Here is a 293-nt window from a genome sequence, read left to right on the forward strand (position 1 = left end):
GATCGCAATGGCCTTACGATGCCGCCAACAGCGATGCGCCGCGCAACCTTGCCACCGCTGTTTCTGCCTTCTCGCTCAATCTCAAACAAGTGGCGATTGCCTTTGACGGCAAGCTCTTCCCATCCGTCGGCAGCAGCAAGGTCAGCACCGAAACCGCCGCAGGTTTTGACAATCTTCATTTTGGCGCACTCGCCGAATGGGAGGAAAACAAAGGTTGGCACAATATCCGTATTGCCCCGACCGACCATTCAGACGACCTCAAACCGCGTCTTCCAAATCCTGAAGCCAAAGTT

General features: G+C 54.9%; 1 protein-coding gene. It reads left to right on the forward strand.

The features are described from left to right. Positions 1 to 293: asparaginase domain-containing protein (locus tag ACTHRE_RS11105; protein ID WP_440345280.1), on the forward strand; the 293-nt coding region annotated here is incomplete at both ends.

Origin of the sequence: Neisseria sp. P0001.S007 (assembly GCF_051963655.1) — a bacterium.
Classification (GTDB): Bacteria; Pseudomonadota; Gammaproteobacteria; order Burkholderiales; family Neisseriaceae; genus Neisseria; species Neisseria subflava_A.